At 72.3% G+C, this 24,959-nt stretch carries 23 protein-coding genes and 4 pseudogenes; 12 read left to right on the forward strand and 15 right to left on the reverse strand.

Features of this window, described 5'->3' with window-relative positions; genetic code table 11:
* The first annotated feature begins 460 nt into the window (after positions 1-460).
* Positions 461-796: a hypothetical protein gene (locus ACI782_RS12210; protein ID WP_456909482.1), complete on the forward strand. Its 336-nt coding sequence runs from the start codon at positions 461-463 to the stop codon at positions 794-796.
* Between the two features lie 169 nt (positions 797-965).
* Here the strand turns inward: ACI782_RS12210 and ACI782_RS12215 are convergent, their stop codons facing one another.
* Both ACI782_RS12215 and ACI782_RS12220 read right to left on the reverse strand, forming a co-directional pair.
* Positions 966-1,760, reverse strand: a complete 795-nt coding sequence (locus ACI782_RS12215; RefSeq protein WP_456909652.1) for a zinc-binding dehydrogenase — start codon at positions 1,758-1,760, stop codon at positions 966-968.
* Positions 1,761-2,074, reverse strand: a pseudogene (locus ACI782_RS12220) (NADP-dependent oxidoreductase); the annotation flags it as partial. It lies immediately after the preceding gene.
* Positions 2,075-2,520: 446 nt separating this feature from the next.
* Between ACI782_RS12220 and ACI782_RS12225 the strand changes: the two are divergent.
* Positions 2,521-2,841, forward strand: coding sequence for a hypothetical protein (locus ACI782_RS12225; protein ID WP_456909484.1), 321 nt, complete (start codon positions 2,521-2,523; stop codon positions 2,839-2,841).
* Between the two features lie 68 nt (positions 2,842-2,909).
* On the opposite strand, the pseudogene ACI782_RS12230 reads toward ACI782_RS12225, so the two are convergent.
* Together ACI782_RS12230 and ACI782_RS12235 are read right to left on the reverse strand one after the other, a co-directional pair.
* Positions 2,910-3,158, reverse strand: a pseudogene (locus ACI782_RS12230) (hypothetical protein); the annotation flags it as partial.
* A 182-nt stretch (positions 3,159-3,340) separates the two neighbouring features.
* A pseudogene (locus ACI782_RS12235) lies at positions 3,341-3,550 on the reverse strand (hypothetical protein); the annotation flags it as partial.
* A 608-nt stretch (positions 3,551-4,158) separates the two neighbouring features.
* Here ACI782_RS12235 and ACI782_RS12240 point away from each other — a divergent pair.
* The 4 genes from ACI782_RS12240 to ACI782_RS12255 all read left to right on the forward strand — a co-directional run bounded on the left by ACI782_RS12240 (position 4,159) and on the right by ACI782_RS12255 (position 6,559).
* Positions 4,159-4,281: a hypothetical protein gene (locus ACI782_RS12240; protein ID WP_456909486.1), complete on the forward strand. Its 123-nt coding sequence runs from the start codon at positions 4,159-4,161 to the stop codon at positions 4,279-4,281.
* Complete coding sequence (locus tag ACI782_RS12245; RefSeq protein ID WP_456909488.1) at positions 4,269-4,709, forward strand: tyrosine-type recombinase/integrase; 441 nt, start codon at positions 4,269-4,271, stop codon at positions 4,707-4,709. The genes ACI782_RS12240 and ACI782_RS12245 overlap by 13 nt, the downstream gene beginning before the upstream one ends.
* Positions 4,710-4,839: 130 nt before the next feature.
* A complete protein-coding gene (locus ACI782_RS12250; RefSeq protein ID WP_456909490.1) occupies positions 4,840-5,679 on the forward strand; it encodes a TSUP family transporter in 840 nt (279 codons plus the stop codon).
* A 310-nt stretch (positions 5,680-5,989) separates the two neighbouring features.
* Positions 5,990-6,559 (forward strand): dihydrofolate reductase family protein, encoded by a 570-nt coding sequence (locus ACI782_RS12255; RefSeq protein ID WP_456909492.1) that lies wholly within the window; start codon positions 5,990-5,992, stop codon positions 6,557-6,559.
* A 115-nt stretch (positions 6,560-6,674) separates the two neighbouring features.
* Here ACI782_RS12255 and ACI782_RS12260 read toward each other — a convergent pair whose 3' ends face one another.
* Positions 6,675-7,085 (reverse strand): hypothetical protein, encoded by a 411-nt coding sequence (locus ACI782_RS12260; RefSeq protein ID WP_456909658.1) that lies wholly within the window; start codon positions 7,083-7,085, stop codon positions 6,675-6,677.
* 47 nt (positions 7,086-7,132) lie between these two features.
* A pseudogene (locus ACI782_RS12265) lies at positions 7,133-7,372 on the reverse strand (transposase); the annotation flags it as partial.
* 449 nt (positions 7,373-7,821) lie between these two features.
* Between ACI782_RS12265 and ACI782_RS12270 the strand changes: the two are divergent.
* On the forward strand, positions 7,822-8,673 hold the full coding sequence (locus ACI782_RS12270) for an MBL fold metallo-hydrolase (RefSeq protein WP_456909494.1): 852 nt from the start codon (positions 7,822-7,824) through the stop codon (positions 8,671-8,673).
* 232 nt (positions 8,674-8,905) lie between these two features.
* Here ACI782_RS12270 and ACI782_RS12275 read toward each other — a convergent pair whose 3' ends face one another.
* Positions 8,906-9,889: an EamA family transporter gene (locus ACI782_RS12275; RefSeq protein ID WP_456909496.1), complete on the reverse strand. Its 984-nt coding sequence runs from the start codon at positions 9,887-9,889 to the stop codon at positions 8,906-8,908.
* Positions 9,890-9,968: 79 nt separating this feature from the next.
* Between ACI782_RS12275 and ACI782_RS12280 the strand changes: the two genes are divergently transcribed.
* The gene (locus ACI782_RS12280; RefSeq protein ID WP_456909498.1) at positions 9,969-10,886 is read left to right on the forward strand and encodes a LysR family transcriptional regulator; all 918 of its coding nucleotides are present in this window, start codon (positions 9,969-9,971) and stop codon (positions 10,884-10,886) included.
* A 72-nt stretch (positions 10,887-10,958) separates the two neighbouring features.
* Here ACI782_RS12280 and ACI782_RS12285 read toward each other — a convergent pair whose 3' ends face one another.
* The 4 genes from ACI782_RS12285 to icmF all read right to left on the reverse strand — a co-directional run bounded on the left by ACI782_RS12285 (position 10,959) and on the right by icmF (position 16,852).
* Positions 10,959-11,735 (reverse strand): methyltransferase domain-containing protein, encoded by a 777-nt coding sequence (locus ACI782_RS12285; protein WP_456909654.1) that lies wholly within the window; start codon positions 11,733-11,735, stop codon positions 10,959-10,961.
* Between the two features lie 526 nt (positions 11,736-12,261).
* A complete protein-coding gene (locus ACI782_RS12290; protein ID WP_456909500.1) occupies positions 12,262-12,555 on the reverse strand; it encodes a hypothetical protein in 294 nt (97 codons plus the stop codon).
* Positions 12,556-12,800: 245 nt separating this feature from the next.
* On the reverse strand, positions 12,801-13,604 hold the full coding sequence (locus ACI782_RS12295; RefSeq protein ID WP_456909502.1) for a helical backbone metal receptor: 804 nt from the start codon (positions 13,602-13,604) through the stop codon (positions 12,801-12,803).
* A gap of 2 nt (positions 13,605-13,606) precedes the next feature.
* On the reverse strand, positions 13,607-16,852 hold the full coding sequence (icmF, locus tag ACI782_RS12300; protein WP_456909504.1) for a fused isobutyryl-CoA mutase/GTPase IcmF: 3,246 nt from the start codon (positions 16,850-16,852) through the stop codon (positions 13,607-13,609).
* Between the two features lie 161 nt (positions 16,853-17,013).
* Between icmF and ACI782_RS12305 the strand changes: the two genes are divergently transcribed.
* Positions 17,014-18,006 carry an NAD(P)H-dependent flavin oxidoreductase gene (locus tag ACI782_RS12305; RefSeq protein WP_456909506.1) on the forward strand — a complete coding sequence of 331 codons (993 nt, stop codon included), beginning with the start codon at positions 17,014-17,016 and terminating at the stop codon, positions 18,004-18,006.
* Here the strand turns inward: ACI782_RS12305 and ACI782_RS12310 are convergent.
* Entirely contained in the window at positions 17,969-19,120 is a 1,152-nt protein-coding gene (locus tag ACI782_RS12310; protein ID WP_456909508.1) for an acyl-CoA dehydrogenase family protein, read from the reverse strand. The two genes, ACI782_RS12305 and ACI782_RS12310, sit on opposite strands and share 38 nt — an antisense overlap.
* Positions 19,121-19,406: 286 nt before the next feature.
* On the opposite strand from ACI782_RS12310, the gene ACI782_RS12315 reads away from it, so the two are divergent.
* Positions 19,407-21,092, forward strand: a complete 1,686-nt coding sequence (locus ACI782_RS12315) for a ribonuclease J (protein WP_456909510.1) — start codon at positions 19,407-19,409, stop codon at positions 21,090-21,092.
* On the opposite strand, the gene ACI782_RS12320 is transcribed toward ACI782_RS12315, so the two are convergent.
* Positions 21,067-21,555 (reverse strand): GNAT family N-acetyltransferase, encoded by a 489-nt coding sequence (locus ACI782_RS12320; protein WP_456909512.1) that lies wholly within the window; start codon positions 21,553-21,555, stop codon positions 21,067-21,069. The two genes, ACI782_RS12315 and ACI782_RS12320, sit on opposite strands and share 26 nt — an antisense overlap.
* A 48-nt stretch (positions 21,556-21,603) precedes the next feature.
* Here ACI782_RS12320 and ACI782_RS12325 point away from each other — a divergent pair, with 48 nt between their 5' ends.
* Positions 21,604-22,110: a TVP38/TMEM64 family protein gene (locus ACI782_RS12325; RefSeq protein ID WP_456909514.1), complete on the forward strand. Its 507-nt coding sequence runs from the start codon at positions 21,604-21,606 to the stop codon at positions 22,108-22,110.
* A gap of 8 nt (positions 22,111-22,118) precedes the next feature.
* Here the strand turns inward: ACI782_RS12325 and ACI782_RS12330 are convergent, their stop codons facing one another.
* Complete coding sequence (locus ACI782_RS12330) at positions 22,119-22,985, reverse strand: alpha/beta hydrolase family protein (protein ID WP_456909516.1); 867 nt, start codon at positions 22,983-22,985, stop codon at positions 22,119-22,121.
* Between the two features lie 99 nt (positions 22,986-23,084).
* On the opposite strand from ACI782_RS12330, the gene ACI782_RS12335 reads away from it, so the two are divergent.
* Positions 23,085-23,207: a hypothetical protein gene (locus ACI782_RS12335; protein ID WP_456909518.1), complete on the forward strand. Its 123-nt coding sequence runs from the start codon at positions 23,085-23,087 to the stop codon at positions 23,205-23,207.
* 433 nt (positions 23,208-23,640) lie between these two features.
* Here the strand turns inward: ACI782_RS12335 and ACI782_RS12340 are convergent, their stop codons facing one another.
* A complete protein-coding gene (locus tag ACI782_RS12340; protein ID WP_456909520.1) occupies positions 23,641-24,885 on the reverse strand; it encodes an MFS transporter in 1,245 nt (414 codons plus the stop codon).
* Between the last annotated feature and the right edge of the window lie 74 nt (positions 24,886-24,959).

Here is a 24,959-nt window from a genome sequence, read left to right on the forward strand (position 1 = left end):
GAGGAGGCCTCAGAGACATCTGCGCAGCCGCCCCAGCTGCCGGCTCTCCCCTGCATGGGAGCCCTCCAACCTGATGAACCCGAGCGGCTGGCACGGGCACTCCGAGGCCCGTCGTGCAGGGTTGACGGCACTTTCGGCTCGGGCCAGCCCCGCCATACGTTTGTGGTATGGCGGGAAAGGCCTTCATGTGCCGGGTAGGGCTGCACGACTATGTCAAGGAACACCCTGTCGACGAACGGCTTCGAGGCCCCGACGCAGCGGAGGTTTGTCGTCGTTGTGGCAAGCGCCGTGGGGGGACCATCGGTGGGCTGCCGCCTGGCGCGGTCAGCGGCCCGAGCTAGGGGGCGGCGACACTCGTCCGGATTGACGTGTCCCTGAATGGGCCCCTCTAGGACAGAGGACGACTTCAGGGACATCGCGGCATTCGCCGCTCACTGGCGGCGGTCACTACCGTTGTCCGATGATCGACGTCGTCCGGGGCCTTCGGCAGGCGCTGGTCATGCTGCTGATCTCCGGCCTCGTGGCACTGGTCGTCGCTGCACTCTGGTTTGCGCTACAGGGCGAAGGGTTCCGGTCGAAGGTCGGAATCACGTTCATGATCATCGCGGCTCTCATCAGCCTGACCGGCGGGACGGCGTTCTCCAGAGCCACGGACAACGACGCACGCGCCTTTCTCGGCATGGGCCCAGAACACGGGGAGCCCTACACCGGTGAGGGGTTGACCGGCCTGGGCGTCTTCCTGTTCGTTTCGCTCCCGCTGTTCATCGCCGGCGGAGTGCTGTTCGGCGCCGGCTGAGAAGGCGGTGTCCCACAGCGGGCCGCTATGGGGACCGAGGGTGGCTCGGGGACAGCCCTCCGGGGCACACCCGAACAAGGCTCGGCAGCGCACAGGTGGAGGTCTCGGCACTCGGTCGAAGTGATGAGGCGCGTGTGCGCTGAGGGCGAGCCTGACGGCGACGTGCTCCTCACGCGGGCGTGCGGCGGCCTTCAGCTCCGATCTGGACGGGGTCGGCGAGGTGGACGAGCATCTTGCCCACGTTGGTGCCCTCGAGGACTCGCGTCAGCGCCTCAGGAGCCTTCTCCAGTCCATCGACGATGGTCTCGTCGTAGCGCAGCTGGCCGGTGGCCAGGAGGCCGCTCAGGTGCGCGGCCGCCTCGCCGTAGCGGTCGAGGTGGTCGAGAACCAGGAAACCCTGCATGCTCGCCCGCTGCATGATCACCTGGGGGATCGCCTTCTGGCCGGGGAGGTCTCCGCCGAGGCCGTTGTAGCTGGAGATCATGCCGCAGAGCACGATGCGGCCTCCCACGTTGAGCCGCATCAACACGTGGTCCATGATCTCGCCTCCGACGTTCTCGAAGTTGAGATCGACGCCATCGGGGGTCACCTCGTCGAGCTGATGCCGCCAGTCCGAGCCGAGGCGGTCGATGCAGGCGTCGAACCCCAGACTCTCCACGACGTGTCGGCACTTGGGCTCCCCACTGGCGACACCGACCACGCGAGCGCCGTTGATCTTGGCTAGCTGTCCAGCAATCGATCCCACGGCGCCGGCGGCGGTTGAAACGACGACGGTCTCCCCCTGGCGCGGACGTCCGATGTCGATGCCCAGATAGGCGGTCAGCCCGGTGTGCCCCAGAGGGCCGACGAAAGCCGAAAGCGGCGCCGGTAACGGATCGGGCAACGGCAAGAACGGGGTTTGTAGCGGGATGAGGCTGGCCTCGTCGGTCAGGCAGTACTCCTGCCAGCCGGGCCACCCAGTCACGAGGGCGCCTACGGGCAGGTCGTCTCGTTGGGACTCGACCACCTGACCGACGCCGACGCCGCGCATGACCTGGCCGAGCGGCACCGGGGCATGTAGGCGCGGTGGTCGCTCATCCAGACCCGAGTGGTGGGATCGACGGACAGATAGCAGGTCCTCACCAGCGCCTGACCGGCCCCAATCTGAGGCAACTCCTCCTCGACCAGCTCCAGGTCGCCTGCCGTGGGCGAGCCGACCGGACGGCGACGCAGTCGAAATGCCCGATTGGTACGGGCGATCGTTCGGGCGCCGCTGAGCTTCTCCGTGGTTGCGGTCATGCCGACTCCCCCAACTCGCCAGGTGCACTCGCGAGGCGCCAAAGACTAGAGCGGCCGCGAAGGCCGCGGTGACCCCGACAACGCGACGCTCGGGCCCTCGGCGCGGCGCCTACCGATGGAAGGGACCAGGCGCCCAAGCGCGACCCACCGGCCACTGCGGCATGCGCAGGCCGACGAGGACTGATTCGTGACGAGGACGAATTCGTCGAGAGTGTGCAGGGCCTGTCCCTAATTGGGCGCTTCCAAACGAAAGGGCGACCTCAGATATCCCCGGTGTCCCAGCCGTCGTGCATCCCGAGCGGGGTCTCCGCGGATGGGCCGTCGACGCAGAGAAGCAGACACGCCGGGGTCATTCCTCTCCGCGGTTCGGGCGGACCATGCGGCGAGGCACCGGACTGGCGTGGGTCGCCCGTTCGGCGGGACCGCCGGACGGGCCGCTGACGGGAGTGGAGTTCACCATGACCCATGGGCTCGTCATGGACGTCCCGGCACCGATCGAGTTCTACGACGCCGTACACGCCGAGATCGGGCGGCGCAGCGCAGGCGAAGCCGACGGCCTGCTCCTGCACGTCGGCCGGGCCACGACCGGTGGCTTTCAGGTCGTGGAGGAATGGGAGTCCAAGGAGAAGTGCGACCGCTTCTTCGCTGAGGTCGTGCTCCCGGCGATCGACTCCGTCTCGGCCGGCCACGCGCCATCGGACCAGCCGGCGATCGAAGAGTTCGAGCCGCGTGGCCTGATCATCCCCAGCGCGGTCATCGCCGTCTGACCGTCCGCGGTGTCCAGCCACGGGTCACCGTTCCCGCAGGTGCGTCCAGGTGTCTCACAGTGGGCCGACTAGGGACACCACGCGGCCTTGTTCGGCGCGGCGCGGCGCCGGGACGGCCGCTGCGAGAGCTGGAGTCCCCCAGCTTGCCTGGTCAGCCAGGTGGTCCCGAATGGAGCGTCCGGCGGCGGGTTTGCGCGAAGGCCACGGCGGGTGAGCGGCTCGCGCGGTGGACGGAAAGGGGACAGGACCGAGGCAAGCTGCCCGGTCCTGTCGCTCTGCGGGATACGACCACGCGGCGAGATCGTGATCTTGTTCGCCTTAGCCCAGGCGCGGACGGCCTTGGGGCTGTAGTCGACCGGGGCGGCCGCCTTCGCCCCGGTGGCTCTGGCTCGGTCCTGGCGACCGCCGACCTTGCGTGCGGCCCGAACGTAGCGGTACTGGCTGCCCGCAAGTTGTCCGCGTGCTCATTCGTCGGATCGATTTCGTACTGGCGGCCGTCGAGGGCGACGTTGACCGTTTCGCCGGCGCCATCAAAGATCTCGGTATCGTCCAGGTCATCGACGAGTCGGATAACCGTACGTTGCGCCATTGATGCTCCTTGAGTCGGCGTTTTCTGTGACAATACGGTCGGAGAACGTCCGGCCGAAGGATAATGGTCCCATGGAGTAAACAACACATAGCTGCGATCGGGGCATTTCGGAACTGGCATGACCGTGCCGGGCGAAGCCTGCCGCGATGTCGAATCGGGTCGTGCGGCTTCATCTCACTGCGTGACGGACGAACGCGGTTGTCGCTTGCCGGGGTGGATGCGCGGCCCGTCCGCGTTGTTCTCGGCCGCCACAGAGGCCGCCACAGAGGCCGCCACAGAGGCCATGGCGCGGTGCGACCGCGCAGTCTCAACCGCCCGCCCGCGGGCACAACCGACGGGGTCGTGCCCGCGCACTCGGATGGGGTGGTCATCGATGGCGGTCGGTCCTGTCATCCTCGCGACGTCCGGGCATGCCGCCTGGGACGACCTGGCAACCTGGTGGTTGTCCCGGTACAAGGTCTCGACCCAGCAGACCTATGCGACCTACCTGCCGCGCTGGACGGCTTGGTGCGCCGGACGTGGCCTGGACCCACTGCAGGCCGGTTGCGCTGACGTGGAGCGGGGGCTGCGGGCGGTCGTCGACTCCGGGCTGTCTCGTGCCTCGGTCGCCGGGCACTACGACGCGGTGGCCAGCATCTACCGACTGGCGCGGGAGGAGAACCTCGTTACCGTCAATCCCTGCGCGCATCGCCCGGCCGAAGGTGCTCCGCGAGCTGCAGCGCCGCGAAGTGCTTACCGTGCTCGAGTACGCCGCCTTCCTCACCGCCGCCCGCGCGCTGGGCCCGACCCATCACGCCATCGCCGTCCTCGGCGGCATGCCGGGCTCCGGGCGAGTGAGATGGCCGGCCTGACCGTCGACTCCCTGGCCACCGTGCGCGGCTACGTGACGCTGACGTTTCTCGGCAAGGGCGACAGGCCCGCGCGGATTCCGGTCCCCCTGTCCGCCCTGCCCGCGGTGCAAGCGGGCCTCAACGGTCGCACCGGCGGGCCACTACTGCGCACCCGCACTGGTGCCGCCGTGGACCGCCGCTCGATACACCGCTACGTGGCCCGCACGGCTCGGGCCGCCGGCATCGCCCGGCCGCTCGGCCCACATGCTCTGCGCCGCACCGTCGGCACGGTCGGGCTCAATCAGGGAATCCCCCTGCGCGACATCCAGCGCCTGCTGCGCCACGCCCGCCCCGAGACCACCCTGGCCAGGTATGACATCAGCGGCGATGCCCTCGAGTGGCACGCCTCCCACCAGGTCGCTGGCTTTTTCGCCGGCTGGGCTGGCTGACGCCGGGCAAGTATCGACACTCGCCTCCCCGCCCGCCGCCCGCACGAGACGGAGGTGAGCACTGAGGGCGGCCTCTGGGACAGTTGCGGTGCGCTCCGGGCCTGCGCGTTCTGCCCACTATCGTGCCCGAGTGACCGCGACCGGGGGCGAGACTGCGCCCACCGCCGGGCTAGCCGAGCAGCGCCCGGTTCGGTGGCCGGCGTGGCTGGCAGCGCTGGTCGGCGCTGCGGTCGGTTTGCTGGGCGGCCTCGTCGGTCTCGGCGGTGCGGAGTTCCGGCTGCCACTGCTCGTCGGGCTGTTCGCGTTCGTCGCCTTGCAGGCGGTGATCGTCAACAAGGCGATGAGCCTGATCGTCGTTCTTGTGGCGCTGCCGTCCCGGCTGGTCGCCGTGCCGTTGGATGCGCTGGCCGCCCACTGGTTCGTGGTCGTCAGCCTGCTGCTGGGCAGCCTGCCCGGCGCTTGGGTGGGTGCGTCCTGGGCGACCCGGATGCGGCCTGCGACGCTCTACCGGGTCCTGGGCGTGCTCCTGCTCGGCATCGCGGTGGTGTTCGCCGCGCACCACCTGGACGTGATTCCGCATCTGGCCCTGCCGATCCCCGCGCAGACCGCTGCGGGGGTCGTCGCCGGATTCGGCATCGGGGTGGTGGCGGCGGTGATGGGCGCCGCCGGGGGTGAGTTGCTCATTCCGACGATCGTGCTGTTGTACGCCGTGGACGTGAAAGTCGCGGGCAGCCTGTCGCTGCTGGTGTCCCTGCCGACCATGCTGGTGGCGTTCTTCCGCTACAGCCGTGACCAGGGATTCGGCGTCCTGCACCGGCACTCCGGCTTCGTCATTGCAATGGCGGCGGGCTCCGTGGCCGGATCGATCGTCGGAGGGCTGCTGCTCGGCGCCGTGCCGGAGGTCGTACTGGTGCCCTTGGTCGTCGCACTGCTGCTGATCTCAGCGATCAAGGTCTGGCGGCACGCCTAGCACTCATGCGGGCTGTCTCATAGTGGGCCGCTCTGGGACAGCCTGGCCCGAGTTGCCGTAACCGGGTGTGTCCCATCTCCCAGCGCCTCCGGCTCTGGGAGCCGAGTGCGCTGTCATGCCGAGATGCGGATGTTGTAGCTTTCGCAACTGCTCGGCCGGGTTGTCACGCGTGGACGTGCTGGAGCAGCACTACCCGACTGCCCCGATCGGCGGAACGATCTGAACCGTGACAGCGCGCGCTGAGGTCTCGCAGACGTCGGCTCGGGAAAGGTCAGGCGTGCGGTGATGACCCAAGGACGGCGGTCGTGAGATGAGCGGCAAGGTCGTCGTGAACCGGTGTATGTCGCTTGACGGCTTCATCGCCGGTCCCGGCCATTCCATGGACTGGGGGGGTGATCGCGCGCTCGCCGACTTCGTGGCACCGGACGATCTCGCGGGGATCGCTGCGGCCACCGGCGCCATGCTCGTCGGCCGGCGGACTTGGGAGGTGGGCGACCGGATGGAGGCCGAGAAGCCGGGCAGCGTCGACTACCCCTTCTCCGGACCCATGTTCCTCCTCACCCACAGGCCGCTGGTGCCGCCGAACCCGAACGTCACGATCCTCACCGGCGACATCGGCAAAGCGGTCGCCACGGCACTGGACGCTGCCGACGGCAAGGACCTCGAGATCCTCGGCGCCGACGTGGCCGGCCAGTGCCTGCAGCGGGGGCTCGTCGACGAGATCCTGGTGTATGTACTGCCGGTTCTGCTCGGCGACGGCATCCGCTTCTCGTCCCCGGGCCTTGCGAGGACAGACCTGGAACCGATCAGCAGCACGCGGTCGGGCGACGCCACCATCCTCCGCTTCCGCGTCCGCAAGCAGTCCGACCGGACTGTCTGACAGCGCCGGATCTCGCGGGCCGGGGTCATCCCGGCCACCGCGCTGCAGAGATCACTACACGATGCGCGGGAACCCGCACATGTGCCGCGATGAGCGCGCGGGGAGCAGTTGACGCCTACGCCGCGAGAGGGACCCGGCGACGGCGTCCACGGACAGCTGACAGGTGACGCAGGGTGGTCGCGATGCAGGGGACCTGGAGCCAGCCGGTCGCTGAGGTGGTGGTGTGGACCAACTCGCGCCGCTCGGTGACGCCCTGACGAGTCAGGTGCTGCAGCATCACCTCACTGGTCCGATTCTCATGAGTAGAGGCCGGCACGACCAGCGGACCCACCGGAAGCCCGGCCACGTCCACGGCCACGATCCGCTTGGCACCCCTCGTGCGGCCGTAGAGACCCCTGCGGTCGTGGAACGTGAACCCGATCGCGACGATGGCCCGCTTCTTGCCACGGCGGCGGGCGATCCGTCGATGTCGCTCGCCGAGGAAGGTGTCGGTGCGGGTGGCGCTGACGGCGGCCTCGCCGAGCACCCGGGCCAGGTAGCGGTTGCCCTTGCCGCTTCCTGCTTTTCCTTTGGGCGGCCGGCGGATTCGTCGACTCCGGGTGCGAGCCGGGCCCACGAGGCCGGGTGGGCCGGGGTCGGGAAGCGGGTCATGTCGGTGCCGATCTCGGCCAGGATCATCTGCGCGGCGACCGGCCCCACGCCGGGGATCGCATCGAGCTCGGCGACCGCGGGCGTCAGGTCGCCGAGCTGAGCCTCGCTGCGGGCCTGCCCGGTGGCGATGTCGGCGGTGACCGCATCCACCCGGTGCAGCATCTGGGTCAGCAGGGAGGGGTGGTGCTCGGTGAACCGCCCGGTCAGCGCCTCGGTCAGGCGGGCGGTCTTGGCCCGCGGGGTGCCGCGGGACCTCGCCTCCAGGTCCCGTTGTGGAGGCGGCCACCCGCAGGAGCTGCAGGGAGAGGCGGATCTGATCCTCGTGCTCGAAGCACACGCAACCGCCCACAGCGCAGCTCCCGGCGCCCGACGTCAGACCGGCCTCGAGCGACCGAGCCACCACGATGTCGACGCGCGGCCGCAGCTCATTTCCAGGCCGGACCGGCGCTCCCCGGGAGGGGACACTCAGGACCTCAGGGACGGTGCCACACCGCCCTGACGCGGACTTCGACGGCGCTGGAGAGGCACCTCGACTCTTGACGTCCCCTCCTGGCGGGACTGCGCTTGCCTCCTCCGAGCAGCGGAGAGTCCCCTCCTCCCGGGGAGTTCCCATGACCACGATCGAGACGTTCAACCTGCTCGAGCCCTACCGGATCGCCGAAGAGACGTTCGTCATCCCGTGGGCTCTGGAGGCGCCGCCAGTCGGGCACTTCCCGATGAACTCGATGGTCATCCGCGGAGCAGAGCCGGTCCTCGTGGACACCGGCTCGCCGGCGGTGCGGCCACAGTGGTTGGACGCCGCCTGGTCCGTGGTGGATCCGATGGACGTGCGCTGGATCTTCCTCACCCATGACGACCGTGACCACTCCGGCAACCTCCTGCCGGTCCTCGCGGCGTGTCCGAACGCGACCCTGCTGACGACCTGGTTCTCGATCGGACGCATGGCCGACGAGTGGGAGACGCCCCTCAACCGGTGCCGCTTCATGAACGACGGCGACACCATCGACGTGGGAGATCGCACGCTGGTCGCCAAGCGTCCACCGCTGTACGACAACCCGACGACCCGGGCCCTGTTCGACCCCGCGACCGACGTCCTGTGGTCGGTGGACACCTTCGCGACGAATCTGCCCACGCCCATGCCCGAGATCGGCGAGCTGTCGGACGACGAGTTCCGGGACGGTCAGCTCTTCGGCGGGCGCTTGGTGTCACCCTGGGTCGGGTTGCTGGACGCCGAGAAGTTCCGGGCGTTCGTGGACGACGTCGAGCGGCTCGGTGCAGAGGTGATCGCCGGATGCCACTCGCCGGTGCTCCGCGGAACGCGGATCACGGAGGCGTTCGATCTCCTGCGCCAGCTCCCCGGGGTCCCGGCATGGGCGGAGTTCACGCAGGCCGACCTCGACATGTGGATGGCGGCGGCAGAGGGGACGGTCCCGTCGGAGCAGCCGGGTCCGTCGGGCACCTGACCCGTCTCCCACCCGGCCCGGCTCCGCGGTTGGTGAGCCCAGGGGATGCAGGTGGCACCTGGGGGCTGCTGTCCCGCGTCGCCGCGGTCCCCCAACCGTCCTCGGGTGGCCCGCTGAACGACAGCAGGCGGCTCGAGGGACATCGGAAGAGTCAGACCGAAGCGGCGCCCGTGAACCTGATGCCGTCCACCAGTGCGACCCCGGATGGGCCGGCTGGGGACACAACCCGGCTTCAGGGTCGCTCCCTCACGATGGCCGTGTCGACTGCTCCTCTTCCGTCGCGGGGGCGCTGACCGACGACGGCCGGCGACTCCGGCCGATTGCTCGCCGGCCGCTGCGCGCAGAGGGTGGAGCCGATGCTGGCGGCCACGACCACTCCCACGGCCACGGCCTCACCCGCCCCGAGCGGCTGGGCCAGCAGCACCCAGCCGGCCAGCGCGGCGACGGCCGGCTCCAGGCTGAGGAGGACGCCGAAGACGCTGGGGGGCAGCCGTCGCAACGCGGACAGCTCCAGGGTGTAGGGCACGACCGAGGCGAGCAGGCCGGTGACGGCCCCCACCAGGAGCAGCGTGGGCTGACCGGCCGCCGTGGTCGCGCCGGCAGCCCCGACGGGCACGAGGGCGAGGGCGCCCACCGCGAGGGCGACCGCGAGACCGCCCTGCCCCGGCACGGCCGCGCCCACCCGGGCGCTGGTGAGGACGTAGCCGGCCCAGAACGCCCCGGCCAGCAGCGCGCAGAGAACACCGACGCGGTCCAGCCCGGGACCGGCGCCGCCGTGAGCAGCCAGACCGAGGAGGACGACGCCCGCCGCGGCCAGGAGCACCCACCCCAGGTCGCGCACGCGCCGGGAGAGGACGGCGGCGAGGACCAACGGGCCGAGGAACTCGATGGTGACGGCGGTGCCCAGCGGAATGCGGGCGATGGCGGCGTAGAAGAAGCCGTTCATCCCGGCCAGGCTCACTCCGAACGCGACCACCGCTGTCCACTGCTGCCGGGTCCACCGGTGCGCGTGCGGGCGGGTGACGATCAGCAGCACGGCCGCAGCCACTAGCAGTCGCAGCAGCGTGACCCCCGCGCTGCCCATCGACGCGAACAGCTGTGCCGCACTCGCGGCACCCACCTGCAGCGAGACGCAGGAGCCCAGCACCATCAGGACGGCCGGTCCGCTGCCGGCTCCGCGGCCGGTGGAGGACGAGGGAGGGACGGTGTCGAGCACGCCTCCAGCGTCAACGGTACACACTCCACCGTCCAGCGAATGATTCCGGAGTAGATTCATCAGCTGTACTGACCGATGCGTGCCCCGGACCGGAGTGGCGATGCTCGACGTCCACCGGCTGCGCCTGCTCCGCGAACTGCAGCGGCGCGGCACGCTGGCCGAGGTCGCCCGGGCGCTGTCGTACAGCCCCTCGGCGATCTCCCAGCAGCTGTCCCAGCTGGAGACCGAGACCGGGGTGCAGCTACTGGAGCGGGTCGGACGCGGCGTCCGGCTGACCGAGCAGGCGCGCATCCTCGTCCGGCACACCGATGCCGTCCTCGAGCGTCTCGAGCTGGCCGAGGCGGAGCTGGCCGCTTCGCTCACCGAGGTCAGCGGCACCCTGCGCGTCGCCTCCTTCCAGAGCGTGCTGCTCACCCTCATCCCGACCGCGCTCACCCGTCTCTCCGATCGGCATCCCCGCCTGCGGGTCGAGATGACCCAGCGACAGCCCGAGCAGGCCTTCGCCGGGCTGCTGACCCACGACTTCGACGTCGTCCTCGGCGAGGAGTACGCGGGCGAACCCGGCGTAGCGGTGTCGGGGGTGGACGAGGAGGACCTGCTGCACGACGAGATCCGACTCGCTCTCCCCAGACACGGCAGGTGGAGCGACCCCGGTACCGCGCTGGAGGCCCTGGCCGGCGCGCCCTGGGTCCTCGACCCGGCCGACTCCCCACCGGGCCGGTGGGCACGCGCGCTGTGCCGTGGCGCCGGCTTCGAGCCCGACGTCCGGTTCGACAGCCCCGACTACCTGCTACACGTCCACCTCGTCGAGACCGGTCACGCCATCGCCCTGCTGCCGGACCTGCTCTGGACCGATCGCGACGCCGACCTCCAACTGGTCCCCCTACCCGGCCGGCCCACCCGGCGCCTGTTCACCGGGGTCCGCCGCGGCGCCGCCGCGCATCCCGCAGTCCAGGCCTTCCGGGCGAGCCTGCGCGCGGCCGTGGCCGGCGCCTGACCGCCGCACGCGGCGACGTCCTCGTCGAGCGCGCAAGCATGCCGCGCGTACGACCCCCGGTTGCCGCGGTGGCTACTCGGCAACGGCGAGGAAGCAGTACCTGTTCACGCTGTACAGGTAGTCGTCCTCTGCGCCGCGCTCCCGCAGGTCCGCCATCCAGGCCTCGACGTCCTCTTCGGTCAATCCCTGCCGGCCCACGACGAAACGCGCGATCATCCCCATGTTCAGCGCGCTGATGGTGTTCTCCTCGTAACGGGGGTTGAACAACGGGATCAGGTGCCGCCGGGTCACCCGGAACCCGGCGCGCCGGAGATGCCCCGGCAGAGTGCAGGGCAGATGCGGATGAACCAGGTGCTCCTCCCAGGCGGCCATGATCCGGCGATGCCGTTCGCGGTCGGCGGCGTGCCACACCACGGAGTCCCAGTCGGTGTCGAGGACGAGAGCACGTCCACCCGGCCGTAGCACGCGGTGCAGTTCCGCCAGGGCCCGCGGGATGTCTGCGACGTACTCGTAGACCTGGGTGGACACCGCGGCGTCGAACGCACCGTCCGGATACGGCAGCTCCACGGCGTCGCCGTCGTCGATGCTGGCCCACGGCCGGGTCCGGACCAGGTCGCGGGCGACGGCGTTCATCGGCGCGCTGGGATCGAGTCCGTGGACGGCGCCGCCGGCCCCGACAGCGTCGGCCAACGACGCCACGAGGAATCCGGGTCCTGAACCGACGTCGAGTACGCGCTCTCCGGGGTGGGCGGCCAGGAGGGCGAGGACCTCGGCGCGCTGCTGCACGACGTCCGGCGTGGAGTACACGCGCTGGAAGTGGCGAGCGGCGTTCTCGTCGAACTCGAGCATCGACACGTCGAACCTCCTGCCCGGGGCGCTCCGGTACTCAGGACGGGACCGGGTCCAGCTGCGCCGGTACGGTCGCTCTGCTGGTGCTCGATCAGTCGGATCCGCTCGGCAGTCGCCCTGACCGAGGCCACCGCCGCGCGGCGCGTCTGCACCGACGTCGACGTCCCGCTGCTCTCCGCCGACGTGCTCGCCGAGCTGCGCCGGCACGAGAGCCGGCAGGCGGCGGCGGGTGCCATCGAGTCCACCGCCCAGCCCACCGCGAATGGCTCCCAGCGGCGGTCCACGGAGAGACGGCCACTGGTGGTCGCCGCTACCGTCAGGGAGTGGAGCGGACCAAGGCGGCCAGACGCTGGCGCAGCCGGCTGGTCTTCTACCTGCTCTTCGTGCCGCTCTGCACAGGACTCGCGGTCGTCCAGTTCAGCCGCGGCAGCTCGGGCATGGGATGGGCATGGGTGGCCCTCGGGGTCGCGAGTGCGGCGCTCGCCGTCTTGAGTTGGTCGAGGCTGCGACGCCGACGCTCTGTCCGCTAGGCCATCGTCCGCGGCTGCTCCAACTCGTGGACCTCGAAGACCTCTGGTTCGCCGGTCGTCTGGACTCCGACCTCCTCGAGCACCGCGAGCAGGTGCTGCTCGCCGAAGGACCTGAGCTGCTCAGCGGACTCCCAGATCTCGGTGACCCTCAGGTTCCCCTCCGTCCCGAACAGGACGTGCAGCTGCATCCCGTCCGGGGGCCATGCCCCGGCCTCCTCCATGCGGCGGATCACCTCGTCGTACTGCTGGCGCGTCAGGCCGACGGGCTCGAAGTGCACGACGATGCTCATACCGGACCTCCCCGGTGACGGCTTCCGTCCAGGCGAGGGGACGGTACGGCCGACCGGGTGGAACGAACGGCCCACCTCGGCGTCCTCGGACGGCGCAGGTGCGTGCCGACTACCCAACGCACGTCCCCCGCCCACGGCCGGCCACGGGTGGCTCGGGCAGGTGGGTGCCGGGCACCCTGGTCCGTCGGACGCTCGCACGGGCCCGGTCCGCGGCTCCGGTCCCGCCGTGGAGCACGAGCAGCCGGTCAGCCGCGGCTCGGGGTGATCGCCTCCAGCAGCCGGGCGCGGGCCGGGCCGAGGGACGGGCCGTACCAGGTCAGATCGCGGCCGGAGACGAGAGCACACCGGGTGCCCGGGAACGCCTCGGGGCCGTCGTCCGCCGTGAAGACGTAGGGCTCGTCGGGCAGGACGACGACGTCCGGCCGGGCCGCGGCGATCTCCTCGACCGCCACCTTCGGATAGCGGTCGGCCGCGTCGGCGAAGACGTTGACCAGGCCCAGCCGGGCGAGGACGTCGCCGGTGAAGGTCCGCGGGCCCACCACCATCCACGGGTCGCGCCACACCGGGACGGCGACCCGCAGGCCGGCAGCCGGCGCGGGCTCCGCCCACGTCGCGGCGGCGGCAGCCAGCCACCCCGGCTCCCCCACGTCGAGCACCTCGCCGAACAGCCGGCGCAGCGAGGCCAGCGCCTCCTCGACCGACTCGATGACGGTCACCCACACCGGGATGCCGGCCGCGCGCAACCGGTCGACGTCCAGCCGCCGGTTCTCCTCCCGGTTGGCGACGACCAGATCGGGGCGCAGCGCCTCGATCGCGGCCCGGTCGGGGTTCTTGGTGCCCCGCACCCGCGCGACGGCCAAGCCCGGCGGGTGGGTGCACCAGTCGGTGGCGCCCACCAGCCGGTCGGGCACGCTCACCGCGAGCGCCTCGGTCAGCGAGGGCACCAGCGAGACCACCCGCCGCGGCGGCCGCGGCAGGTCGACCGGCGTCCCCAGGTCGTCCGAGGGGCAGAGATGGCCATCTGTGCCCCTCGGGGGAGGCGCGCCCACGCTCAGACGTTGCGCCGGTACTGCCCGCCGACCTCGAAGAACGCCTGGGAGATCTGCCCGAGCGAGCAGACCCGGACGGCGTCCATCAGCTCGGCGAAGACGTTCCCGCCCTCCATCGCCACCTGCTGCAGCCGCGCCAGCGCGGCCGGCGCCTCGGCGGCGTGCCGGGTGTGGAAGTCCGCCAGTCGCTGCAGCTGCGACTGCTTCTCCGCCTCGGTGGCGCGGGCCAGCTCCAGGGGCTTGGGCGGGGTCTCGTCGCGGTGCGGGTCGAGGAAGGTGTTGACCCCGACGATCGGCAGGCTGCCGTCGTGCTTGCGGTGCTCGTAGAGCATCGACTCGTCCTGGATCTTGCCGCGCTGGTAGCCGGTCTCCATGGCGCCCAGCACTCCCCCGCGCTCGGCGATCCGGTCGAACTCGGCCAGCACCGCCTCCTCGACCAGGTCGGTGAGCTCGTCGATGACGAACGAACCCTGCAGCGGGTTCTCGTTGCCGGCCAGCCCCCACTCGCGGTCGATGATCATCTGGATGGCCAGGGCGCGGCGGACGGAGTGCTCCGACGGCGTGGTCACCGCCTCGTCGTAGGCGTTGGTGTGCAGGCTGTTGGCGTTGTCGTAGATGGCGCAGAGGGCCTGCAGCGTCGTCCGGATGTCGTTGAAGTCCATCTCCTGGGCGTGCAGCGACCGGCCCGAGGTCTGCACGTGGTACTTGAGCTTCTGCGACCGCTCTCCGGCGCCGTAGCGCTCCTTCATCGCGACCGCCCAGATGCGGCGGGCGACCCGGCCGATCACCGAGTACTCGGCGTCCATGCCGTTGGAGAAGAAGAACGACAGGTTCGGCGCGAAGTCGTCGATGGCCATCCCGCGGGCCAGGTAGGACTCCACGTAGGTGAAGCCGTTGGCGAGGGTGAAGGCCAGCTGGCTGATCGGGTTCGCCCCGGCCTCGGCGATGTGGTAGCCGGAGATCGACACCGAGTAGAAGTTGCGCACCCCGTGCTCGATGAACCACTGCTGGATGTCGGCCATGCAGCGCAGGGAGAACTCGGTGGAGAAGATGCAGGTGTTCTGCCCCTGGTCCTCCTTGAGGATGTCGGCCTGCACCGTGCCGCGGACGTTGGCCAGCACCCAGGCGCGGATCTCCTCGGCCTCGGCCGCGTCGGGCTCGCGGCCCTCCTCCTCGCGGAACGCGTCCAGCCGCTGGTCGATCGCGGTGTCGAGGAACATCGCGAGGATGGTCGGCGCCGGACCGTTGATCGTCATCGACACCGACGTCGTCGGCGCGCAGAGGTCGAAGCCGGAGTAGAGGACCTCCATGTCGTCCAGGGTGGCGATGGAGACCCCGGAGGTGCCGACCTTGCCGTAGACGTCCGGCCGCGGGTCGGGGTCGCGGCCGTAGAGGGTCACCGAGTCGAACGCCGTCGACAGCCGGGTGGCCTCGTTGCCGGTGGAGAGCAGCTTGAAGCGGCGGTTGGTCCGGAAGGCGTCACCCTCGCCGGCGAACATCCGCGCCGGCGCCTCGCCGGCCCGCTTGAACGGGAAGACGCCGGCGGTGAACGGGTAGAAGCCGGGCAGGTTCTCCCGCCGCAGGAAGCGCAGCAGGTCGGCCTCGTCGGTCGTCCTGGGCAGCGCGACCCGGCGCACCGGGTTACCCGACAGCGTCTCGCGGGTGAGCGGCGTGCGGATCTCCCGGCCGCGCACGGAGTAGACGTACTCGTCGCCGGAGTAGTCCTCCACCCGGGCCGGCCACTCGTCGAGCAGCGCGCGCACCTCGGGGAGCAGCTCGGCGTCCGCGGCTTCCAGCAGCTCCCGCACCCGGCCGGTGGCCGGGTCCTCACCCAGCAGCTCGGCGGTCGTGCGCAGCGCCTGCCGGCGGCGGACGACGGCGGCCTGCTCCTCGGTCGTCGCGTGGTGGCCGCGCACCGCCTCGGCGATCTCGGCCAGGTACCGCGACCGCTGCGCGGGCACCACCGAGCTCAGCCCGGACGACGCCCTGACCTCGACCCGCGGCAGCACACCCGACCCGACCGGCAGCCCCTTCTCCGCCAGCAGCGCGAGCAGGTGCTGGTAGAGCGCGGAGACGCCGTCGTCGTTGAACCGGGCCGCGCTGGTGCCGAAGACCGGCATCTCCTCCCACGGCTGCCCGAAGGCCTCGCGGTTGCGCACCATCTGCCGGGCGACGTCGCGGCGGGCGTCCTCGGCTCCGCGCCGCTCGAACTTGTTGATCGCCACCGCGTCGGCGAAGTCGAGCATGTCGATCTTCTCCAGCTGCGAGGCGGCGCCGAACTCCGGCGTCATCACGTACAGCGTCACGTCGGAGAACGGCACGATCCCGGCGTCGCCCTGACCGATGCCCGGCGTCTCCACGACGACGAGGTCGAAGCCGGCCGTCTTCACCGCGCACAGCACGTCGTCGAGGTGCTCGGGCGTCTCGGCGCCGGCGGACCGGGTGGCCAGCGAGCGGAAGAAGGTGTGCGCGCCCTCGCCGGTCTCGAGCGCGTTCATCCGGATCCGGTCGCCGAGCAGCGCCCCGCCGCCGCGGCGCCGGGTGGGGTCGATCGCCAGGACGGCGACCCGCAGCTTGTCCTCCTGGTCCAGCCGCAGCCGGCGCAGCAGCTCGTCGGTGAGCGAGGACTTCCCCGAGCCGCCGGTGCCGGTGATGCCCAGCACCGGCACCGTCCGCCCGGCCGCCGCCTCCCGCACCCTCGCGGCGAGCTCCGGGTCGCGCCCGGTCTCGAGCACGGTGATCGCCCGGGCGAGGGCCGCCGGCTCGCCGGTGAGCAGCGCGTCGACGTCGGGGCCCTCGGCGGCGAGGTCGACGTCGCAGGCGCGGACGAGCTCGTTGACCATGCCGGGCAGGCCGAGGCGTTGGCCGTCGTCGGGGCTGAAGATGCGCACGTCCTGCTCGGCGAGCAACGCGATCTCCTCGGAGACGATCACGCCGCCGCCCCCGCCGAACACCTGGACGTGCCCGGCCCCGGACTCGGCCAGCCGCTCCCGCAGGTACGTGAAGTACTCGACGTGGCCACCCTGGTAGGAGGAGATGGCCACTCCCTGCACGTCCTCCTCCAGCGCCGCCCGGACGACGCTGTCGACGCTGCGGTCGTGGCCGAGGTGGACGACCTCCGCACCCTGGCTCTGCAGCAGCCGGCGCATCACGTTGATCGCCGCGTCGTGCCCGTCGAACAGGCTGGCCGCGGTCACGAACCGGACCGGGTGGACGGGGACGTGCAGGTCGGACGGCGAGCCGGGCATGCCACTCCCTGGTCTCCGGCCGGCGACGTCGCCGCACCGAATTAGTTGGACGTCCTAGTATCTCGCGCCCGGCGAGCCCGTGTCCACCCGCGACGAAGGACCCTGGACGGCGCGCCGGGGCGGGGGGACGGTCAGATCCCGGCGCAGCGCGAGGAGGCGCCATGGTCGCGACGCGGTTCACCGAGCTGACCGGCTGCTCCGTGCCGGTGCAGCAGGCGCCCATGGGGGCGGTGTCCTCGCCCGCCCTGGTCGCGGCGGTGGCCGAGGCCGGCGCCGTGGGCACACTGAGCGCCCTGGGCATGACGGCCGACCAGGTGGTGCACGCCGTCGAGGCGGTGCGGGCGCGGACCTCCGGCGTCCTCTCCGTGAACCTCCCGACCGAGGGCGTCGAGGAGGACGTCGTCGTCGCCGCCGCGGAGCGGGTCCGGCTGGTGGACTTCTTCTGGCTCCGCCCGCGCCCGCGGCTGGTGGACCTGGTGCACTCCGCCGGGGCGCTGGTCGGCTGGCAGGTCGGCTCGCTGGAGGAGGCGCGCGCCGCGGAGGACGCCGGCTGCGACTCGGTCACCGTGCAGGGCATCGAGGCCGGTGGGCACATCCGCGGCACGCAGCCGCTGTGCGTCCTGCTCGACGACGTGCTCGGTGCCGTGTCGGTCCCGGTGCTGGCCGCGGGCGGCATCGCGTCGGGCCGGGCGCTCGCCGTGGTGCTGGCCGCGGGGGCCGACGGCGCCCGGATCGGCACGATGTTCATCGCCACCGAGGAGTCCGGCGCCCACCGGGAGTACAAGCGGGCGGTGCTCGCGGCCGGCCCCGAGTCCACCGTGATCACCGGCGCGTTCGCCACCGAGTGCCCGCTCTGTGCGACCAGCCCGCGCGCCCGGGTGCTGCGCACCGCCGTGGACCGGCTCCGCCTCGTCGCCGGGGACGTCGTGGGGACGCTGCGCCGGAACGGCGAGGAGGTGTCCCTCCCCCGCGGAGCGGGACTGCCGCCGGTCACCGCGGTCTCCGGCACGGTCCCGGCGATGGCGCTGTACGCGGGCGAGGGCGTGGACGAGGTGACCGCCGTCCGACCGGCCGGCGAGGTGGTCGCGGAGCTCGCGGCCGCCGCCGACCGGGCGCTCAGATCCGGTGCCGGGCGATCCACTGCGCGGCGATGACGTTGCGCTGGATCTCGTTGGTGCCCTCGCCCAGGATCATCAGCGGGGCGTCGCGGAAGTAGCGCTCGACGTCGAACTCCTTCGAGAAGCCGTAGCCGCCGTGCACCCGCATGGCGTCCAGGGCGACCTGCATCGCCGCCTCGGAGGCGAACAGCTTGGCCATGCCGGCCTCCATGTCCGCGCGCTCGCCGCCGTCGAGCTTCTCCGCGGCGTCGGCGGTGAGCAGCCGGGCGGCGGCCACCTTGGTGGCCATGTCGGCGATCAGGTTGCCGACCGACTGGTGCCGCCAGATCGGCCGGCCGAAGGACTCCCGCTCCTGCGCGTACCGGGTCGCCGACGCCAGCGCGGCCTGGGCGACGCCGACCGCGCGGGCGGCGACCTGGACCCGGCCGACCTCCAGGCCGCGCATCATCTGCGCCCAGCCCGCGGACGGGTCCCCGCCCAGGGCGGCGCCCGCGGGCACCCGCATGCCGTCGAAGACCAGCTCGCAGGCCTCGACCCCGCGGTAGCCGAGCTTGGGGATCTTCGGGCCGACCGTCAGCCCGTCGCCGGGCTCGACCAGCAGCACGGCCATGCCGGTGTGCGGCGGGTCGGCGCCGGGGTCGGTGCGGCACAGCAGCCCGATGAGCCCGGCGTGCTGGGCGTTGGAGATCCACGTCTTGCTGCCGGTGACCACCCAGTCCTCGCCGTTCCGGACGGCGGTGGTGCGCATCGCCTGCAGGTCGCTGCCGCCGCCGGGCTCGGTGAGCGCCATCGTCGCCCGCACCGAGCCGTCGGCCATGCGGGGCAGGTACGCCGCGCGCTGCTCGTCGGTGCCGAACGTGCGCAGCAGGTAGGCGATCACCGAGTGCCCGCCGATCGCGCCGGCCAGGCTCATCCAGCCGCGCGCCAGCTCCTCGGTGACCCGCGCGAAGCAGGCGGTGCTCACGTCGAGGCCGCCGTGCTCCTCGGGCACCAGCAGCCCGAAGCAGCCCAGCGCCTTCATCTCCTCGATGAACTCCTCGGGATAGCGGTCCTCGGCCTCGAACTCGGCGACCCGCGGGCGCACCCGCTCGTCGACGAACCGCGCGGTGAGCGCGACCATCTGCTGGTCATCGTCGGTCAGCGTCGGCATGCCCCGAGGCTGCCTCAGCGCGGCGGTTCCGGCGCGCCGTCGTCGTCGGCCGCGTTCCCGAGGGGTCGCTGGCACCAGGCTCCGCCCATCGGTCCGACCCCGCGTCCGGGTCCGCTCCTCGCGCGTTCCTCGCTGGGATGCTCCCCGGGCTGTCGTCCGACGACGTCGTGCCAGCGGCCCAGCTTCCAGCGGACCCGGCGGTACGTGCCGACCGGCTCGAAGCCCAGCGCCCGGTGCAGGCCGACGCCGGTCTCGTCGGCCGGGGCGCCGCCGTAGCGTTGAGGGCATGAGCCACGTGCACCCGGACCTCCGCACTCCCCCGCCGCTGCCGGACGGCGGCCTGCGCGTGGTGGCCCTCGGCGGCCTGGGGGAGATCGGCCGCAACATGACCGTCTTCGAGCACGCGGGCCGGCTGCTGATCGTCGACTGCGGCGTGCTGTTCCCCGAGGAGCACCAGCCCGGGGTGGACGTGATCCTCCCGGACTTCACCTCGATCCGGGACCGCATGGACGACGTCGAGGCGATCGTGCTCACCCACGGGCACGAGGACCACATCGGCGGGGTGCCCTACCTGCTGCGCGAGCGGCGCGACATCCCGCTGGTCGGCTCGAAGCTGACGCTGGCCTTCGTCGACGCCAAGCTCAAGGAGCACCGGATCCGGCCGGTCACGCGCGAGGTCCGCGAGGGCGACCGGCTGACGTTCGGCCCGTTCGACTGCGAGTTCGTCGCGGTGAACCACTCGATCCCCGACAGCCTCGCCGTCGCTCTCCGCACCGCCGCCGGGCTGGTGCTGCACACCGGCGACTTCAAGATGGACCAGTTCCCCCTCGACCGGCGGATCACCGACCTGCGCGCCTTCGCCCGGCTCGGCGAGGAGGGCGTGTCGCTGTTCCTCACCGACTCGACCAACGCCGAGGTCCCCGGGTTCACGATGTCCGAGGGCGAGCTGGTGCCGGCGATCGAGACGGTGTTCCGGACCGCGCCCAGGCGCGTCATCGTGTCCAGCTTCGCCAGCCACGTGCACCGCATCCAGCAGATCCTCGACGTCGCAGACGCGCACGGCCGCAAGGTGGCGTTCGTGGGGCGCTCGATGGTCCGCAACATGGGCATCGCCCGCGACCTGGGCTACCTCTCGGTGCCGCCTGGGCTGCTCGTGGACATGAAGGAGCTGGAGAAGCTGCCCGCCGACCGGGTGTGCCTGATCTGCACCGGGTCGCAGGGCGAGCCGATGGCGGCGCTGTCGCGGATGGCCAACCGCGACCACGTCATCCGCATCACCGAGGGCGACACCGTGCTGCTGGCCAGCTCGCTGATCCCGGGCAACGAGAACGCCGTCTACCGCGTGATCAACGAGCTCACCCGGTGGGGCGCGAACGTCGTCCACAAGGGCAACGCCAAGGTGCACGTCTCCGGCCACGCCAGCGCCGGCGAGCTGGCCTACTGCTACAACGTCGTCCGGCCGCGCAACGTCATGCCGGTGCACGGCGAGTGGCGGCACCTGCGGGCCAACGGCGACATCGCCGTGAAGACCGGCGTCCACCCGCGCGGCGTCGTCCTCGCCGAGGACGGCGTGGTCGTGGACCTGGTCGACGACAAGGTGCGGATCACCGGCAAGGTCCCCGCGGGCAACGTCTACGTCGACGGCACCACCGTCGGCGGCGCCACCGAGGCGCACCTGCGCGACCGGCGCACGCTCGCCCAGGAGGGCGTCATCACCGTGGTGGCCATCGTGGACGCCGACACCGGGCAGCTGGCCGAGGAGCCGGACTTCCTCGCCCGCGGGTTCGTGCACGACGAGGCGACCTTCGAGACGGCGGTGCCCGTGATCGAGAAGGCGCTGGCCAAGGCGGCCGAGGAGGGCATCGGCGGCTCCCTCCAGTTGGAGCAGCTGATCGCCCGCGCGGTCGGCAGCTGGGCGGACAAGACCTACCGGCGCCGGCCGATGATCATCCCGATCGTCGTCGACGCCTGACCTGCTCGCCGGCATGGCGGTAGGTCGTGACCCACAGCCCGGGGGCCACCTCCCTCTCCCCGGTCGGGACGAAGCCGAGCCGCTCGTAGAGCGCGCGGGCGGGGACGTTGGCCCGGCCGGTGGCGACGACGGCCGGGCGCCCGCCGGCCCGCTCGAGGACCGCCCGCACCAGCGCCGTCCCGACGCCCTGACGGTGGACGGCGGGGCTGACCACCAGCCGCTCGACGTCGACGAGGTCCCCGTCCTCCGACCAGGCGAGGGCGCCGGCCAGCCGCCCGTCGGCGTCGAGCGCACCCAGCCAGGACAGGCCGGCGCCGCGCAGGCCGGCGAGGTCCTCGCGCAGCGGCGGGATCCGGTCGTCGCCGAGGAGCGCGGCCTCGACCGCGTAGGCGGCGGCCTGGACGGCGAGCAGCTCGCGGGCGAGGACCTCGTCGGCGGCGGGGTCGACCGGCTCGATGCGCACGGCGGCGAGCCTGCCAGCGGGTGGCGGCGGCTCGCCGTCCTGGGGCTGGTGCTGGCCGGGGCCGTCGTCCTGGCGCTGACCGTGGAACGGCCCGGGGTCCCGGCGCTGCGCGGCTGGCTGCACCACGCGGGGCCGGCGGGCTGGGCGGCCGTCGTCCTGGGCTGCGCCGGCGCGCTGATGACCCCCGTCCCGCGAACGGCGCTGTCGGTGCTGCTCGGCGCCGCGGCCGGCTTCCCGGCGGGGCTGGCGGTGGCGGTGGCCGCCGGGTGGCTCGGCGGCCTGGGCGGGTTCACCGTGGCCCGGCACCTGGGCCGGGACGCCGTCGCCCGGTTCACCGGGCGGCGGCTGGCGCGCGCCGACCGGCTGTTCCGCGACCGCGGCTTCCTCGCCGTGCTCGCCGCGCGGGTGAGCCCGGTGCCGTTCTGGGTGGTCAGCTACGCGGCCGGGCTGTCCAGCGTGCGGTGGTGGCCGCACGCGCTGGGCACGGCGGTCGGGGTGGTGCCCGGAGCGGTGCTGCAGGTCGGCATCGGCGCCTCGGTGCTCGGCTGGCTGTAGTCGCTTGCTCAGGTCAGGTGGCGGGCGAGGAACGCGTGCACGTCGGCGAGCAGCCGCGGGTGGTGGGCGGCGCGGTCGAAGCCCGGTGGGTCCACCGACGGCGGCAGCGACGGGCTGACGAGGTGCGGCGGGAACGGGCTGAGGAAGGAGAAGTGCCCGGCGCCCGGGACGGCGGTGTGCTCCACGGCCGCGCGGTAGGGGACGCCCTCGAGGAGCACCTGCGCCTGCCAGGCCGGCGTGTGGGGGTCGGCGGTACCGGTGAGCAGGCGGATCGGCACCCGGACGCCGGCGAGCGCGCCGGGCGTGCCGAACCAGGGCGTGGCCGGGTTGAGCAGGACGAGGGCGCGCACCCGGTCGTCGGGCTCGACCGGGACGGGGGCCGGCCGCCGGTCGGGGGTCTCGTGCGGGAACGCCGCCGGCCGCCCGCCCGCCACGGCGAGCGCGGTGTACCCGCCGAGTGAGTGGCCGACGACGCCGACGGCACCGGTCAGCGGGTGGAGCCGGGCGACCTCGTCGACGACCGCGCGGACGTGGCTCGGCCGGTTGCGCAGGATCGCCGCGGTGCCGGCGAGGTCGTTGCCGTTCCGGTTGTTGCGCGGGTGCTCGGGCGCGGCGACGACGAAGCCGGTGCGGGCGAGGTGCGCGGCGAGTTCGCGGTGCAGGAACGGGCTGGAGCCGGTGCCGTGCGAGACGACGACCAGCGGAGCGGGCCCGGGGCGGACCGGCGCCTCGAGGACCGCGCTCACGGGGTAGCGGCCGCCGAGGAGGACCTCGCGCTCCTCGCCGTCCGTCGGGTGCAGCAGCCAGGTCGGGAAGGTCTCCCCCGTCCGCTCGTCCCGGACCTCGACCACCCGCATCCCCGCCGCGTACGCCACCCACCCTTCATAACGGGTCGGTAACGGTTGGGTGATCGGGGACTCGTCCGTGCCGTTTCAGGGAGAAGGTGAACAACAGGTGAACGAGAGGTGGCTGACGTGCGTACTGACTGCCCGCAGTGTCGTTGGGTCTTCGTGGTGGACGGCTCCGGCCGACGGCACCTGGAGATGCGCTGGGCCCCGCCGCTGCCCGCCGGACAGCCGGTGCAGCGCGCCGCCTGACGCGCACGACGCGGAGAGCCCGTCCGGACGACGTCCGGACGGGCTCTCCGCTGTTCGGGGTCGCCGCCCTCACCGGCCGCGCCTGTGATCCACACGAAGACGACCGGTCCTGCCGCGCTGAGCGTGGTGCCGAGCCCGTCAGGACGAGGGGCACCCTCTTCGGCGTCGCCACCCGCTCGCAGCCGGCCCGCGCCGCCGGCGCCACCCGCCGCCGGCCCCGGGGTCGAGACGTCGACAACTCGACACGGCGACTCGCCGACTCGGCGACTCGGCGACGAGTTCCCGAAGCGACACGGCGACGAGCCGACCCGACGGCCCCGGGCTGACCCACCCACCCGACCCGCTCGCCACCTGAGCCCGCAGACGCGAACCGGCCGGCTGCACCCCTCCACGAGGGGTGCAGCCGGCCGGGTGGGGCCAATCGCAGAACCGGTCAGTGGGCGAGGGCGGGATCCGCCGCCGCGGACGGCCGGGCCAGCCGCACACCGACCGCCGCGACCACGGCCAGGGTGCCGATGACCATGAGCGCCGATCCCAGCCCGTCGATCGTGCCGCTGAGCCCGAGCACGACCAGCGGGCAGACGAACTGACCGATGAACAGCGCCGACGTCCAGACGCCGGTGCCGCGGCCGCGCTGCTCGAAGCCCAGCGACCCCAGCGCCCAGCTGAGCATCGAGGGCAGCAGCAGCCCGTTGCCGAACCCGGTGACCACGGCGAACACCACCACCACGGGCACCGAGCCGGCGAGGCCGAGCCCGACCAGGCCGACCCCGGAGAAGGCGAAGGCGACCGGCACGGTGACCGCGGGGCCGAGGCGGGCCACCCGCCCGAACAGGAACGCGCCGACCGCCGTGCCCAGCGAGCCGATGGCGCTCACCGCGCCGATGGTCCCGGTCGACTCGACCCCGAGGCCGTCGAGCACGAACGACAGCTCGACGATCAGCACGTAGAAGACCAGGCCGCCGAAGAGCGTGATGCCGACCGGCGCCGCCAGCTGCCGCCATGGCATCGGCGGCAGCTTCTCGGTGCGGGCGACGGGCGTCGGCTGCCACACGTACCGGGCGGCGAGCACCGCCAGCGGCAGGCTGACCGCGTAGAGCCAGAACGGCGTCCGCCAGTCCTGGGCGCCCAGCGCCCCGCCGAGGCCGAAGAAGACGGTGGCCGCGACGGTGGTGAACACGACCTGCAGGCCGAAGTAGCGCTCCCGCTGCGCGCCGTGGAAGTAGTCCGCGAGCAGCGTGGTGCAGCACGTCATGATCGCCGCCTCGGTCAGCCCGACGAGCACGCGGCTGGCCACGATCAGCTGCAGCGAGTCCAGCCACAGCGGCGCGGTGCCGGCGACCGCGTAGACGACCAGGGCCCCGACGAGCAGCCGCTTGCGGCCCACCCGGTCGACGATCCGCCCGGCGACCATCGCGGTCAGGCCGATGACCAGCGCGGGCGCGGTGAGCACGACCGGCGTCAGCGCCTCCACGCCCGGCGTGCCGGCGAAGGCGTCCTGGATGCGCGGCAGCACGGGGGCCAGCAGGACCGATCCGAGCACCCCGAGGCAGCTGGACAGCAGCAGGACCAGCGCCTGCGGCAGGCCGGCCGGGCGCCCCGTGGCGGGGTCGACGGCGACCTCGCCGGCGAGCGGCTCCGCGCCGGGCGCGGGCGAGTTGAGGACACGTTCCGACACGGGTCTCCTCCGGAGGCGGGGCGCCGGTCCGGTGACCGGCGTCACTGGCGGAGCAGTGTGCGGAGGAGAGGCCG

This window comes from Geodermatophilus sp. SYSU D00703, from assembly GCF_054050155.1.

Excerpts from the sequence above, each read along its gene's own strand:
- ACI782_RS12245 (WP_456909488.1), top strand. The coding sequence starts at position 4,269 with ATGGCCGGCCTGACCGTCGACTCCCTGGCCACCGTGCGCGGCTACGTG.
- ACI782_RS12310 (WP_456909508.1), bottom strand. The coding sequence starts at position 19,120 with ATGCCGACGCTGACCGACGATGACCAGCAGATGGTCGCGCTCACCGCG.
- ACI782_RS12255 (WP_456909492.1), top strand. The coding sequence starts at position 5,990 with ATGAGCGGCAAGGTCGTCGTGAACCGGTGTATGTCGCTTGACGGCTTC.
- ACI782_RS12290 (WP_456909500.1), bottom strand. The coding sequence starts at position 12,555 with ATGAGCATCGTCGTGCACTTCGAGCCCGTCGGCCTGACGCGCCAGCAG.
- ACI782_RS12270 (WP_456909494.1), top strand. The coding sequence starts at position 7,822 with ATGACCACGATCGAGACGTTCAACCTGCTCGAGCCCTACCGGATCGCC.
- icmF (WP_456909504.1), bottom strand. The coding sequence starts at position 16,852 with ATGCCCGGCTCGCCGTCCGACCTGCACGTCCCCGTCCACCCGGTCCGG.
- ACI782_RS12305 (WP_456909506.1), top strand. The coding sequence starts at position 17,014 with ATGGTCGCGACGCGGTTCACCGAGCTGACCGGCTGCTCCGTGCCGGTG.
- ACI782_RS12315 (WP_456909510.1), top strand. The coding sequence starts at position 19,407 with ATGAGCCACGTGCACCCGGACCTCCGCACTCCCCCGCCGCTGCCGGAC.
- ACI782_RS12210 (WP_456909482.1), top strand. The coding sequence starts at position 461 with ATGATCGACGTCGTCCGGGGCCTTCGGCAGGCGCTGGTCATGCTGCTG.
- ACI782_RS12285 (WP_456909654.1), bottom strand. The coding sequence starts at position 11,735 with ATGCTCGAGTTCGACGAGAACGCCGCTCGCCACTTCCAGCGCGTGTAC.